The organism is Paracandidimonas lactea (assembly GCF_021653995.1).
GTDB lineage: Bacteria > Pseudomonadota > Gammaproteobacteria > Burkholderiales > Burkholderiaceae_B > Allopusillimonas > Allopusillimonas lactea.
Genome location: NZ_JAJJOZ010000017.1, coordinates 1 through 14,305, shown reverse-complemented (window position 1 = coordinate 14,305; position 14,305 = coordinate 1). Strand labels below are relative to the sequence as shown.

11 protein-coding genes and 2 pseudogenes are annotated in these 14,305 nt (G+C 54.5%); 10 read left to right on the top strand and 3 right to left on the bottom strand.

Features of this window, described 5'->3' with window-relative positions; translation table 11 throughout:
* Positions 1-688: pseudogene (locus tag LOL23_RS18695) on the bottom strand (hypothetical protein); the annotation flags it as partial.
* 1,203 nt (positions 689-1,891) lie between these two features.
* On the opposite strand from LOL23_RS18695, the gene LOL23_RS18690 reads away from it, so the two are divergent.
* From LOL23_RS18690 to LOL23_RS18640, 10 genes are all read left to right on the top strand, one after another.
* Positions 1,892-2,071 carry a hypothetical protein gene (locus LOL23_RS18690; protein ID WP_237174120.1) on the top strand — a complete coding sequence of 60 codons (180 nt, stop codon included), beginning with the start codon at positions 1,892-1,894 and terminating at the stop codon, positions 2,069-2,071.
* A gap of 1,473 nt (positions 2,072-3,544) precedes the next feature.
* Positions 3,545-4,159, top strand: a complete 615-nt coding sequence (locus LOL23_RS18680; RefSeq protein WP_237174115.1) for a helix-turn-helix domain-containing protein — start codon at positions 3,545-3,547, stop codon at positions 4,157-4,159.
* A 214-nt stretch (positions 4,160-4,373) separates the two neighbouring features.
* Positions 4,374-4,577, top strand: coding sequence for an MbcA/ParS/Xre antitoxin family protein (locus LOL23_RS18675; RefSeq protein ID WP_237174108.1), 204 nt, complete (start codon positions 4,374-4,376; stop codon positions 4,575-4,577).
* A 316-nt stretch (positions 4,578-4,893) separates the two neighbouring features.
* Complete coding sequence (locus LOL23_RS18670; protein ID WP_439652111.1) at positions 4,894-5,565, top strand: recombinase family protein; 672 nt, start codon at positions 4,894-4,896, stop codon at positions 5,563-5,565.
* A complete protein-coding gene (locus tag LOL23_RS18665) occupies positions 5,456-6,436 on the top strand; it encodes an ABC-three component system protein (RefSeq protein ID WP_237174106.1) in 981 nt (326 codons plus the stop codon). Before LOL23_RS18670 ends, LOL23_RS18665 begins: the two co-directional genes overlap by 110 nt.
* Positions 6,405-6,653 carry an ABC-three component system middle component 8 gene (locus tag LOL23_RS18660; RefSeq protein ID WP_094853047.1) on the top strand — a complete coding sequence of 83 codons (249 nt, stop codon included), beginning with the start codon at positions 6,405-6,407 and terminating at the stop codon, positions 6,651-6,653. Before LOL23_RS18665 ends, LOL23_RS18660 begins: the two co-directional genes overlap by 32 nt.
* Complete coding sequence (locus LOL23_RS18655; RefSeq protein WP_237174102.1) at positions 6,640-8,436, top strand: DUF2326 domain-containing protein; 1,797 nt, start codon at positions 6,640-6,642, stop codon at positions 8,434-8,436. Before LOL23_RS18660 ends, LOL23_RS18655 begins: the two co-directional genes overlap by 14 nt.
* A gap of 92 nt (positions 8,437-8,528) precedes the next feature.
* Positions 8,529-9,569 (top strand): phosphoribosyltransferase-like anti-phage protein, encoded by a 1,041-nt coding sequence (locus LOL23_RS18650; RefSeq protein ID WP_237174101.1) that lies wholly within the window; start codon positions 8,529-8,531, stop codon positions 9,567-9,569.
* Positions 9,553-10,206, top strand: a complete 654-nt coding sequence (locus LOL23_RS18645) for an NADAR family anti-phage protein (protein ID WP_237174100.1) — start codon at positions 9,553-9,555, stop codon at positions 10,204-10,206. The genes LOL23_RS18650 and LOL23_RS18645 overlap by 17 nt, the downstream gene beginning before the upstream one ends.
* A 465-nt stretch (positions 10,207-10,671) precedes the next feature.
* A complete protein-coding gene (locus LOL23_RS18640; protein ID WP_001120888.1) occupies positions 10,672-12,165 on the top strand; it encodes an IS91-like element ISCR2 family transposase in 1,494 nt (497 codons plus the stop codon).
* Positions 12,166-12,400: 235 nt separating this feature from the next.
* Here the strand turns inward: LOL23_RS18640 and glmM are convergent.
* Positions 12,401-12,643: pseudogene (gene glmM / locus LOL23_RS18635) on the bottom strand (phosphoglucosamine mutase); the annotation flags it as partial.
* Positions 12,644-12,729: 86 nt separating this feature from the next.
* Positions 12,730-13,545 carry a sulfonamide-resistant dihydropteroate synthase Sul2 gene (sul2, locus tag LOL23_RS18630; RefSeq protein ID WP_001043260.1) on the bottom strand — a complete coding sequence of 272 codons (816 nt, stop codon included), beginning with the start codon at positions 13,543-13,545 and terminating at the stop codon, positions 12,730-12,732.
* Positions 13,546-14,305 lie beyond the last annotated feature (760 nt).

The following is a 14,305-nucleotide window of genomic DNA, read 5'->3' as shown; positions in this document are numbered from 1 at the left end:
CGACAACTTGCAGCACCGGCTGAGGAACCTGTTTTACTTTAACCCAACAGCCTCCGCGATTTCCGGTTCGATTCAGTATCGCTTTTGCCTCTAGCTGGCCACCGATGTTTGCTATGTAATGTGCATGTTCCTCAAGTTTCGTCTGCTCTTCGAGAAGATTGGAAATTGGCATGAGCCCGTACTGAACGTTCGCATCACCATCATCCTCAATCATGACCGCTCCCTGGGGTAGTTTTTGCTTGCCCAAGCTAGCCGTAAAGAAGATAAAGGAGTTATGACCAGGAATTCTGCGACCTGCCCAGTGTGCGAACATGTGACGTATGTGACGATGCTGCACGAAGATCTCAGCGGCTTTGCGAATCCCCTCAGCGAGATCAATATTCCAAACACAGTTATCAGCGCAAGCGATAAGATGAGCTAGCGCGTCCTTGTCGTTGAGTTTCAGTGCAAATGTTGTTGCCGTTCCAAGCCTGATATGAGTAAGACAATTGATCACGCGCCTCGCCTCGAGATCGGCGACGCAATAGGTCTGAACAAACTTTCCGATCAGTTCGTAGTCGTGGCCTGAAAGTGGATGCGTGCCGTTCAGTAGGTGACCAAGGGACATCCTTGCCCTCAGTAGTTCGTCCATTTCATGGCCAGCCGGAATCTCCGGTGCAGCATCAAGGGGCGATCTGTGGCTTTTCATGACACCTCCAAGCGCCTAACAGTTATTCAGAAACAAAACTATCTTATTCGCAGTCATACGGACCACTTCAACGTCCTCTATGGGGAGCAGAGCACGTAGACGGCAGCTTTTGGCCGAAAGCGGACTGGCTGTCAGACCCGACGCTGACTTGTATTGGGAACGAATTCATTCAGCGAATTCTCCTACAGCGAACCTCTTTTTATCCTTTCCCTTCCTCGCCAGCTACTAGCCCGTCAACACCCAAGGTGCTGCCGTCCGCTGTATAGATCCTTGCTTGGCGCTGCCAGCCTGCATGACGAAAAGTGCACGAAAACTACCGCCTACTGCACTTTTCAATAAATGATGAAACATCAGCAACTCGGCACTATGAATGTCCGGGGCACTTTGATGTCCTTTGCGGACAATCTTTGGAAAGGTGCGCCAGAACTACCGGCAGGTTTAAACCGTCTCTTTCCATTTCGAAGCGCTTTCCGAACAACTGAGATGATATTTCCCGATGAACGCCCAAAAGCGCGTCGAAATCCGTGTGGACGTGGCTCTGATCCTAGCGCCGATGTCATGCTACTTGCGAGCCTCATTTTGCGGACTCCCTACTTGGCCGATTCGTCCGCTGGCAATCTAAATGCCGATCTTGGGCAGCCGCCGTATCCTTCGCTGCTAGCTCCGATAGGGACACAGGCCAGGTTCGGTGAGTTTTGACGTAGCCTGGAAGTGAACAAATCGTAGTCTCGCGAAGATGTCTCGCCTGCCCACGATAACTTTGGCGTGGCTGATGCGATCCTAACTCTTTTGGAATAGTCCAGTTCACTGCGACAGCGAGGCCATCAGAAACCAACTTTCCAGCTCCTTCCCAATTCTATCTATGCGGATTTCGATAGCGGGATCCGCACAGGGGCACATACGTCATTTCCCACTGTGCGGATCGCCATATCACTATCCGACAGAGAGATGATTCGCCCGGTTAAAAACAAGATCCATATAATTGCAGGAATTCGACTGCAGGATTCTTTCATTCAGTGCCTTGGATTTTTAGTCGCGAAACTTGCGCTGGGCCGTTGTTAACGTAGATGAGCCTTCAAGGTGCTCCGCCATAGTCACGCTGACGCAGCCAGTTGCATCGACGCCCTCAGGTTTACCAAGATAGAATAAGCAACGAGAGCACTTATCGCATTCCACTAACAAAATGGCTCGGAGGAGCACATCATGGCCCTCGAACACATCGGCATTCTTATTTTCTTTTTCGTGGCTATGGGGGTTGGCGCCTTAGCGGTGTTTTTTAGTAGCGACTACGCTCAAAAACGCTGGAACCCAGAGAAGAAGGCCTGCGAGGATGACTCTCCCAAGATGGTTATAGAGAGCGGCTATAGGACGCGGCAGCGCTGACTGCGATGAACGGTTACGCCGCCGACGCCGCCTCGACCATTGGAGGTATGCAGCCGAACGGTGCACCAAAACTACCGGCGCTACTCCGTATTGCCAAGTCGCGAAAATGGGTACCAATTTTTGTGCAGGCTGGACCACCTACATAACCGTATGCCGTCCTTCCCCTGTCGAACTGCACAAAAGTCGGTACCCATTTCAAGTCGAAGAATAAAGCGGTTCAGACGGGTTAGTGATGCTCAGCAAACCCTTTCAAGTGCGCCTCCAGCACGATTATGGCTTCCCGGCTGTAACGTGCACGTTGAAATGTGATTTTCAAGGTGCTTTCACAGGGCTGAATTTGCGCATTGATGCGCTCACATGCTTTTAGAGGTGCTTTCACGCAGACCCCAGACTCCAGGGGCGTTGTCTGCGATGACCACGAATATACGTACCAACTTTTGTGCAGCGTGCGGCGTCTAGACAACTTTATTTCTCCACTGCACTGCCGAAATGCACGACACTGCCAAATGCACGATTATGCGTCGTCTGCCGCGTGTCGGTGCGCAGCTTTGCATGCGTCCCGCAAATCCATCTCCCGCAGCAGATCGCGGATGGTTGCAGCTCTGCCAATTTCTTGGTGGATCAATTCAGCCCAGTGGGTGAAGTAATGATCGGGGCGGTGGACATAGGAGAATTCCGGGTCGGTGAACCCACGGGTGCACAAAAACTACCGGCATTGCTCTTATCAGCTTGCACTTATCCGATCATCAAATGGTAAATGCGTATCCATTTTTGATCATACTCTGACAAAAAACGTGAGTTGCGGCTATACATGTGGCTTCATGCTCGGTGCCGCGACACGATTGCCGCTTGCGACCTTTTTAGCTTGCTAAATTAAAGGAAGACGCCTGCAATGTGCCGCGCCACCGAGCCGACTACGATATCGTGCTTAAGTCTACGTTCAAGGTGCCCTCAACATCAGCAACGTGTACTTAAGATGGCCTGAGGTCGCCGCACATGACTTTCAAGGTGCTTTCACACTTTCATGTCCAGGTGTTGGCGCAGGGCTTTCCGATGCACTTTCATACTCCGCACCACGAGAGAATCAAAAAAATTGCAAGCCAAATGCTAAGAGTGCCCTCTACGGGCCGTGTTAGCCGGGAATAACGCAGAAGACTTCGCCAAACTATCCCTATCAGCCGAATCTATCGATACCTTTCCTTATCGAGGGCTTTCACGGGAGTTTTGCCATGAATACGTTTGATATGTTGAAACAGCAGTTCGGACCGCTGCTGACTTTGCAGGACCTTTCAAGCCTACTTCAGCGGAGTCCAGACGGGCTACGCATAAGTCTGAGTTCGTCGCGGGAAGCTTGGGCAACTCAGATCAATTCGACGAAAATTCGTATCGGGCGACGTGTATATTTTCGGACTGCGGGAATCGCCGAGTTGATCGATAAAGAATTCGCAACGAAGCAGAGCTAAGGGTCGCCTCATGAATACACCAGGTGACATTTTCCGAGCCGAAACAACATGGTTCCATGTTTTCCATTCGATGATCCGAACCCGCGACATATCACGCATGGGGCCTTATGCTGTCACGGTCTACCTCGTCATAAAATCGCATGTCAACTTCCAGTCTGGTTGCGCATTTCCTGCGATTGAGACGATCATGCAAGAGTCTGGAATTAGTCGTAGCCAAGTTATGCGAGAACTAAAGACTTTGGAGAAGTTCGGGTACCTTGGAAAAACGCGGGTGGGACGGCGTAATGAGTACCGTCTACGCGAAAAAATTCGCATTCAAGATGACAAAGGCCGCGTTGCAGCTATCGCCACGTGGGACTACTTGCCTTCAACAGTAAAAGCCGCAACCGCCGAAGTGAAGAACGCTCTCGTATCGGGGAATTTTTCAGGATCACGTGTCGTGCACATCGAAAAACTGCAAATCAACGTGACGCATGCGAGCGGCAATGCGGTGGTCCTCAATGCACAAGACTTTGCATGCCTACCCGATGCAGTGCAGAAGCTACTGACCTCGTTACAGCACAGAATGCGAGAAGACCATGACCCGGAAGTTACACACAGGTCAGTCAGACACGTGTCTGACTGATACCCTCTTATCCACATTGATGTCTGACAGACACCTTATAGCCTCGAATAGGTTTCTAGCAGACACCCTAACTAGATAGGGATATATATATATCTAACAATACGACAATGATTCCAATGCGACCTGTGAATAAATCAGAACTACGGCAGGTAGATAACGTCCATCCGGCCAAGGCGCGACTTGAAAACCATCTTCAATCAATTCGGAAAGCAATATGAGCATGCAAAGCGTCGAGCTGAGAGCCGTTCAACAGTTGGCAGAGAGGGTCTTCGAAGACAACGTTGCGGCCGGCAAATGGATGCAAAGCCCCAACGTAGCATTAGGAGGACACACCCCGATAGAGCATTGCAAAAGCGAGATCGGTGTTCAGGAAGTTCGCCGCATTCTCGCCTCAATTGAATACGGCGGAGTCGTGTAGACCAGTTCGGCTCGAAATGGGGATAAAACCGATGCATAAAAGGAATTGCGGTGGTTGAAATCACTGCACCTGCGCTTTGTACAGTGATGAGCTGCAGCTTATCAGGGGCGACAACACAATATCTATTCGTCGCACAGCAGACAGTTCCCCCCGCCATTACGAGCGATGAAGAATCGCAGTGACCGTCCATCAAACGGTCGTTTTTCGGATAGTCCGAAGTGCGACCTGTATCGCTGGCTGATACCTTCCCGGAGTGTTAAGATTCTTGTCCAGCTTTCTATGGTGTGAAAACGTATGGGAAAGTTGCGATTGGACTATGCCCGCGTATCGACCGACGATCAAACGACCGCACTGCAGTGCGGACGCTTTGCTTAGAGCAGGGTGTCATCGCGTCTATCAAGACACCGCGAGTGTTAAGGCTGGTGTGACCCGTCCGCAGTTGGAGGAATGCTTGGCCGACTTGCGCGATGGTGACACCCTCGTCGTTTGGCGACTGGATCGGCTTGGACGAAGCTTGCCTGACCTCGTACGTATTGTCACCGAGTTGGTTGAGAAGGGAGTTATCTTTGAGTCGCTGACAGAGAAGATAGAAACAACGAACGCATCAGGCAAGTTGATGTTTCATCTCTTCGCTGCGCTGGCTGAGTTTGAGCGAAATCTGATCCGGGAGCGTACCAAGGCAGGTCTCACCGCAGCCCGCGCCCCTGGTCGCGTTGGAGGCAGGAAGCCTAAGTTGGACGCCAAACAGATCAGGCACATTAAAGCGTTGCTGAGTGACCCGAAGACTAGCGTCACTGAGTTGGCCCGGGCTATGGGGTGTCCCGAACGACAATCTATAAGCACTGCGGTGTTAGCTAGCCGAGAGAAATGGGAGTCCAATGAAATTCGCATACGAAGACATGAGCGACGGTCAGTTCGAGACCTTGATCGTTTTTTTGTGTCAGCGATTACTTGGGGCTGCTGTTCAAGGCTTCGCAAAAGGGCCTGATGGTGGACGCGATGCCAAGTTCATTGGGACAGCGGAATTACACCCGAGCAGGGCGGCGCCGTGGGTAGGTACAATCATAGTCCAGGCCAAGCACACCAGCGGGTATAACCGTAATTTCTCAGAATCCGACTTCTTCAGTGTGACGGCAGCGAACACAGTGCTGGGTAAAGAAATTCCCCGCATCAAGAAGCTGCGTGAGGCCAGGCAGCTCGATCACTACATGCTGTTTGCCAACCGTCGTCTAGCGGGTAATGCCGAAACCGAGATACGCGACTACATCGCGTCTCAATGCGGCATTCCCGTCTCGTCGATCTACCTCTGCGGTCTGGAGCAACTGGAAATCTGGCTGAAGCGCTTCCCCGAGGTTGCGACGGAAGCAGACCTTGATCCGGTCGATTCGCCGTTGATTGTCAGCCCCGATGACCTGGCTGAAGTAGTGCAAGCTCTGGCCCGACAGATAGATGGCGTAGTCGCACTGCTTGACGATCCACCGACAGCGCGCGTGACCTACGAGCAGAAGAATGCACTCAACAACATGAGTGCCGATTACGCCAAGGCGCAGCGGCGGAAGTACCTGAAGGAGACCGCTCAAATTCGGACTTTCTTGGCGGCACCGGAAAACCTCGACCTGCTGCGCATGTACGAGTCGGTGGTCGATGAGTTCCAACTCAAGATCATCGCCAAGCGCAAGGACTACCAGACCTTCGACGAGGTCATGGAGTATCTGGTGGACTTGTTGTTCAGCCGCGATCCTGTCTTGCGGCAGCACGCCCACAAGCGCTTGACTCGCGCCGTGCTGTTCTACATGTACTGGAATTGCGATATCGGGGAGGTGGTCGATGCTGCGGCCGACCAAGCACTCTCATCCTGATCGCACGGTCATCAATGTCTCGTTGCTGCTGCTCGCTCGCCTGAAGGCCCGGCGCGTAGATGAGTACGACGTATTGCGCAAGTTTGCGAAAAAGAGTGTCGTCGGCGGCGACGTGCTGTTCTTGCCGGCACTGAATTTTCTGTATCTCATGGGCCTGATCGAATATCGCCCCAAAACCGACGCCGTGGAGTACATGGGGCCAAATGAAGCTGTCTAGACTTTATTCCAATAAGCCTGACTTGTTCGAGCCCGTGGAGTTCGTCCAGGGCCTGAACGTCGTCATGGCCGAGATTCGACTGCCGGAGAACCGAAACAGGGACACTCACAACCTCGGCAAGACCACGCTTGGGCGCTTGCTCGACTTTGGCTTCCTGGCCAAGCGTGATCCCAAGTTTTTTCTTTTCAAGCACGTCGAACTGTTCAAGGACTTCATCTTCTTCCTAGAGATCGAGCTAGAAGATGCTTCGTTCGTGACGATCCGGCGCGGCGTCGAAGAAGCCACCAAGATCAGCTTCAAGCGCCACGAGGCCGGGCACCAAGACTTGTCGGGGTTGCCGCTGGCGGAGTGGGATCACCAGGAAATGCCCTTCGATCGGGCGCGTGATCTGCTGGATGGATTGCTGGACTGGCGCGCACTCAAACCTTGGGCGTTCCGTAAAGGCTTGGGATACCTGCTGCGCTCCCAGGACGATTTCCGCGACGTGTTTCATCTGCGCAAATTCGCGGCTGCGCATTCGGATTGGAAGCCTTTCCTGGCTCACGTTCTCGGCTTTGACGCTCAACTCGTGGCGCAGCACTACCAGAAAGAAGAGCAACTTGCGGAGAAGCAGTCCACCGCGCAGACCATCAAGAACGAGCTGGGCGGGTCCATTGAGGACATCAGCAAGATCGAGGGCATCTTGCTGCTCAAGCAGAAAGAGGCTGAGAAGAAGCAAAAACTGCTCGACGCCTTCGACTTTCGCGCCCAAGACAAGGACAGCACCAAGCAGTTGGTCGATGACATCGACGAACGCATCGCGTCGCTCAATGCTGAACGCTACTCGCTCAACCAGAACAAGAAGAAGATCATCACTTCGCTGGAAGAGGATCAGATCCTCTTCAACCCTGACGAAGCGCAGCGCCTTTTCGAGGAAGCCGGCGTCCTGTTCAAGGGGCAGATCAAGAAGGACTTCCAGCAGTTGATTGCCTTCAATCGGGCAATTACCGATGAGCGCCGCGGTTATCTGCAGGAAGAACGTGCAGAGGTCGAAGCTGAGCTGAAGCGCATCAATGCAGAACTGAATATCTTGGGCAAAAAGCGCTCGGAGATGCTTTCATTCCTGAGTGGAACCGACATCTTTGGCAAGTACAAGCAGGTCTCGGACGAGATGGTGACGCTGCGCGCTGACATCACTTCCCTGGAGCGTCAACGCGGCTTCCTGCATCGTCTGCAGGAGCTACGAACCGAGATCAGGGCGTTGACCGAAGAGCGTGGGCATCTACAGACCCAGATCGAGGCGGATGTCGAGAAGCAGAACTCTGATCAGAACAGCTTGTTCTCGGCGATACGCGTGTTCTTCAGCGAGATTGTCGAAGAGGTGATCGACCGCAAGGCGCTGCTGAGCGTATCGCCGAACCAAGTGGGGCATCTGGAGTTCAGGGCGGAGATTCTTGACGAGTCAGGTAATGCAACCAGCGCCGACCTCGGGCACACGTATAGAAAACTGCTGTGTATTGCCTTTGACTTGGCTATTTTGCGTGCCCACTTGGACGATAAATTTCCGCGCTTCGTTTATCACGACGGCGTGTTCGAATCCCTAGATGATCGCAAAAAGGAGAATCTGCTGGCCGTCATTCGTCGGTATGCTGAGTTGGGTCTGCAGCCAATTATTACGCTCATCGATTCTGATTTACCCGTACGTGCTGTGGATGAAGGCCCAGTGTTCTCAACTGATGAGGTTGTAATCACGTTACACGATGAAGGAGAGCAGGGGCGTCTCTTCAAGATGAAGGCGTGGTAACGGTGAAGGCGTGGTCTATTTAGTGTCTGCTCGATCTTTGTTTGAATTGGCGGGAGTGGTGCAGCGCCTGATAGCTGCTTACAGGGGGTGGAATGAGGGAACGTGACGACCTTCTCGTTTCCGTAGCGAGCGAGATCAAGACCTATCGAAAAGGTGAGCTTCCAGAACCGACACCAGAGCATGTCGATCGCTGGCTCCATCAGTTCACGCCCGCTCAGCAATTACCGTTCCTGCGCGAGTTTGAGCACGTCATCAAGCAGACCTTCATCACTCGAAAGAATGTGAAGGACTTTCTACGCCACCTCGTTACCAATCAGAAACTGGCCGGGGACGACCCTACGGCGTACTGGTCGTCCGCGAACTTCTTGAGCATTCAGCAGAACGGGCAGAGCCAGAAGGAGATGCTAAAGCTCTTCTCGAAGTGCCTCGAAGACGAATGCGGGCTCGACCTTGATGACTGCGGAGTGGACGGCGGCGACTTCATCTACCTCGACGACGTGATGTTCAGCGGCAACCGCGTGGGCAATGACCTTGAGCCGTGGATCGTCGATGACGCCCCTCAGTCAGCCACGGTCCACGTCATCGTTGCAGCCTACCACACACTGGGTCAGTTTCTCGTCGAGCGCAGGCTCAACGGAGTCATAGCGGAGTCAGGCAAGAAGATCGCCATCAGATACTGGCGGGCCCTTACGGTTGAGAATCAAAAGGCGCACAAGAATAGCTCAGGGGTACTCTGGCCGACGGCGGCTCCAAACGTGGCCGAGGTTCAGGCCTACATGGCGTTGCCGTCGAAGTTCCCCTTCGATCCGCGGCAACCTAGCGCGAAGCCTATTGAGCCCTTTTCCTCGGAAGCCGGCCGTCAAGTCTTGGAGAGCGAGTTCCTTATCGCGGGTGCCAAGATCAGGGCGATGAGCGAGAGTCCCAAGCAGTCTATGCGTCCGCTCGGATTCAGTCCGTTCGGCGTGGGCTTCGGCTCGATGATCGTTACCTACCGGAACTGCCCGAACAATTGTCCGCTTGCATTGTGGTGGGGCAACCCTGAGGCAACCTCGGGCGCCCTGCACTGGTATCCACTGCTACAGCGTGAGGGCTACTCCTCCGTGAGGAACATCTTCGATGACCTCACGCTCTAGCATCGATCGGCCCGCAAACAGCCTCCTGCGTACCTACGTCCGCAGCGAGGCTGTCGTCGTCTACAAAACGAAGGAGGACTTCGGTGGCCTGTCGAACATGGCCTCAGGCTATCCCTTGCATATCAACGGCGTCCGCATCCTGACGACGGAGGCCTTATATCAGGCCTGCCGTTTTCCTCACATGCCGGAAGTCCAGCGGGAGATCATCGGGCAGCACAGCCCAATGACCGCCAAGATGAAGAGCAAGCCGCACCGCAAGGACTCAAGGCCAGACTGGGACGATGTTCGGCACAAGGTCATGCGCTGGTGCCTCCGAGTGAAGCTCGCGCAGAACTATGAGGAGTTCGGTCGGCTCCTGCTCGCCACACGCGATCGGCCGATCGTCGAGCAGTCGCGCAAGGACGACTATTGGGGTGCCAAGTTGGCGGGTAAGGCTGGCGACACACTGATCGGGCAGAACGTCCTAGGCAGGCTCCTGATGGAATTGCGGGAGAAGCTCAAAGACGACACGGATGGCATGCTGAAGACCGTGCCGCCGCTCGGTATCCCGGACTTCCTGCTGCTGGGCAAACCAATCGAGACCGTCTCCGTCAAGAGCTCAGGCAATGGGCAGAAACCGCAACCCGCATTGTTTTAGCTGACAAGGTATGAAAGCCGATAGCCAGGACGCACGCCGAAGGACATGAGATGACAAAGCTGCGCCAGGACAATCAAGCCGAGCCGTTCTTCATTACTGAGGACGTGGAGTCGGAGTCGACCGCCACGGTTACGAGTTCGAGATGCCGGGCCATGCGCGAACGGCGAGCATCCGCGAGTTGTTTGGGTAGCGGCCCGGCGAGACGTGGGCTGAGACCGTCAACCGCCTCCAGGCCAAGCCATGTTCACTCTCATGACTGCACGTGGTATTGAACATGGCATCAATCGTTACGCCATCCATACATGGTTGATTTTAAAGTTGTTTTTATTATTGTTGATGAGAGAGTGGGAGTGACGGGCACTGGCTGGCAATGTCTAGCAACGGCAGGCATTTCGGCTGAGGGTAAAAGAACTTTCCGCTAAGCGATAGACTGTATGTAAACACAGTATTGCAAGGACGCGGAACATGCCTCATGTGGCGGCCAGGACGGCCAGCCGGGATCGGGATACTGGTCGTTACCAGAGCCACCGACCCGAGCAAACCCTTCTCTATCAGATCGTTGACGAGTATTACCCGGCATTCGCTGCGCTTATGGCAGAGCAGGGAAAGGAATTGCCGGGCTATGTGCAACGGGAATTTGAAGAATTTCTCCAATGCGGGCGGCTGGAGCATGGCTTTCTACGGGTTCGCTGCGAGTCTTGCCACGCCGAGCACCTGGTCGCTTTCAGCTGTAAGCGTCGCGGTTTCTGCCCGAGCTGTGGGGCGCGGCGGATGGCCGAAAGTGCCGCCTTGCTGGTTGATGAAGTACTGCCTGAACAACCCATGCGTCAGTGGGTGTTGAGCTTCCCGTTTCAGCTGCGTTTCCTGTTTGCCAGCCGGCCCGAGATCATGGGGTGGGTGCTGGGCATCGTTTACCGCGTCATTGCCACGCACCTGGTCAAGAAAGCGGGCCATACCCACCAAGTGGCCAAGACGGGCGCGGTCACCCTGATCCAGCGTTTTGGATCGGCGCTCAATCTGAATGTTCACTTCCACATGCTGTTTCTCGACGGTGTGTATGTCGAGCAATCCCACGGCTCAGCGCGTTTCCGCTGGGTCAAGGCGCCGACCAGCCCAGAGCTCACCCAGCTGACGCACACCATCGCCCACCGGGTGGGTCGCTATCTGGAACGGCAAGGCCTGCTGGAACGGGATGTCGAAAACAGCTATCTGGCCTCGGATGCGGTGGATGACGACCCGATGACACCCCTGCTGGGGCACTCGATCACTTACCGTATCGCTGTCGGTTCACAGGCGGGGCGAAAGGTGTTCACTTTGCAAACTCTGCCGACCAGTGGTGATCCGTTCGGTGACGGGATTGGCAAGGTAGCCGGGTCCAGCCTGCACGCCGGCGTGGCGGCCAGGGCCGATGAACGCAAGAAGCTCGAACGGCTGTGCCGGTACATCAGCCGCCCGGCGGTATCCGAGAAGCGGCTGTCGTTAACACGAGGCGGCAACGTGCGCTACCAGCTCAAGACGCCGTACCGGGACGGCACCACGCACGTCATTTTCGAACCATTGGATTTCATTGCAAGGCTGGCCGCCCTGGTACCGAAGCCCAGAGTCAACCTAACCCGCTTCCACGGGGTGTTCGCACCCAACAGTCGGCACCGGGCGTTGGTCACGCCGGCAAAACGGGGCAGGGGCAACAAGGTCAGGGTGGCTGATGAACCGGCAACACCAGCACAACGGCGAGCGTCGATGACATGGGCGCAACGGCTCAAGCGTGTTTTCAATATCGACATCGAGACCTGCAGCGGCTGCGGAGGCGCCATGAAAGTCATCGCCTGCATTGAAGACCCTATAGTGATCAAGCAGATCCTTGATCACCTGAAGCACAAAGCCGAAACCAGCGGGACCAGGGCGTTACCCGAAAGCCGGGCGCCACCGGCTGAGCTGCTCCTGGGTCTGTTTGACTGACGAGCCTGAAGGCCAACGATACCAATCAAAATGCTGCGTTCACAGCGCCGCGGCAGGGATCCGCCGTGCTGGTTGTCGGAAAAGGAGCCGCTAGTGGGAAAGAGGAGGGTAAATTTTCAGCGTTGCTGGCTCCCCGTCAGCCGGATTGGGTTGCATCGCAGGGGTGTCGAAAGAGTCAACTGCGGTCCAAAGCTGTTGGACTTGGGTGAAAAGGGCGTTTATTCTTCCTATACGTTGTCGGCAGCGGGCCAAAAAGGAATACGTCCATGCCCATCGAGGTGAAACCGGCTGTGAGCGCGGGTTCAAGCATATAGCCCGACAGGCGCGTATCCTTGCCGATCACGACACGATGGCGGTGGTCACCGCGACGAAAGACACGGCCAGCCGCCATGCCGACGCGCAAGGCGGTTTCCGCCGTCATCGCGCCTTCGTTGGCTTTGCCACGAATACCGTCTGTGCCGAAATATTTGCGCACCATAAGGTCGATTATCCTGTCGTCGGGTCGCCCTCAAAGGGGACATGCCTGCTGAACCGCGAATATAGAGAAATATCCCGAATGTGCAGTTAACGAATTCTTGCGGTTTCTTTCAGCGCCGCCAATACCGCCAGCCCGTCGCGCAAGGGGCGCGGCTCGTGTGTGCGGATGAAGTCAGCTCCACCTGCGGCGGCGGCAAGCTCTGCAGCGAGTGTCGCGGCCCCGACATCCCCCGGACCACGGCCTGTGAGCGCGCGCAGAAAGGATTTGCGCGAAACAGACAGAAGCACCGGCAAATCGAAGCGCAGCCGCAATTCATCGAACCGCGCCAGCACCGAGAGCGAGGTTTCGGGAGCAGCCCCCAGAAAAAACCCCATGCCGGGATCAAGGACAAGGCGGTTGCGTTTGATACCGGCACCCGTCAGCGCCGCGATGCGCGCGTCAAAGAACGCCGCAATGTGATCCATGATGTCGCCAGCGGGTGCCTCGCGCCGATCTGCCTGCCCGTCTTGCACCGAATGCATAACGACGAGTTTGGCAGATGATTTCGCCAATTGCGGATAGAACGCAGCGTCTGGAAAACCGCGAATATCATTGAGATAGGCCACACCACGCGACAAGGCATAGGCTTGCGTCGCGGGTTGATAACTGTCGAGCGAGACGGGAATGCCATCTGCCTTGAGCGCGTCCAGCACCGGCGCGATACGCGCGATTTCTGTGTCGGACGAAACAGGCGCGGCGTCGGGATTGCTGGATGCCGGACCGAGGTCGATCACATCTGCCCCCTCGGCCATCAGCTTACGCGCCTGCGCAATGGCTGCGTCTGGCGCCAGATACCGGCCTCCATCGGAGAAACTGTCCGAGGTTATGTTGACGATGCCGAAAATGATGAGCGATTTATTCATGGGGGCTTCTATAATAATAATAATCGAGCATGAGTCTCATACGGATGCTCGGGTCGAAAGGGAATCCCCAGGCGAGTAACCTGTTTGCGGTGATCCATTAGCTGCAGGAGCAGAAGAGCATACATCTGGAAGCAAAGCCAGGAAAGCGGCCTATGGAGCTGTGCGGCAGCGCTCAGTAGGCAATTTTTCAAAATATTGTTAAGCCTTTTCTGAGCATGGTATTTTTCATGGTATTACCAATTAGCAGGAAAATAAGCCATTGAATATAAAAGATAAAAATGTCTTGTTTACAATAGAGTGGGGATCATCAACGACAGCCGACTTCTTCTATCACTAAATAGACAACACTATCTACATAGCCCCATCTGGAATACGGCATATTGGATTTTGACTGTAATGAAGGCAGTCATTTCGGTACAGTACAGGTACACAAATCAGTTTTCGCTAATTTCACTAAACTACGCTAACCAACTGATTAAAAATAATTTTATCTACTTCAAACTACTCTTAGCTTCGCCCCACTTCCCTACACAAACCCCTTCGCACGCGAACTCAAAATCCCCCGCCGCAAGGCGTGCCGGTTCGATTCCGGCCCCGGGCACCATTCAAAAATCCTCTGAAAATTCAATCATTTAGAAGATTTCGCAGTACAAGCCCCGCACCGGGGGATTCCCTTAAAATTGTGGGCTCTTCCCCACAAACGGGGGATAGGGCATTCATCAGACACGGCTAATCACACCGTTCCAGCCGCACAGGGCCA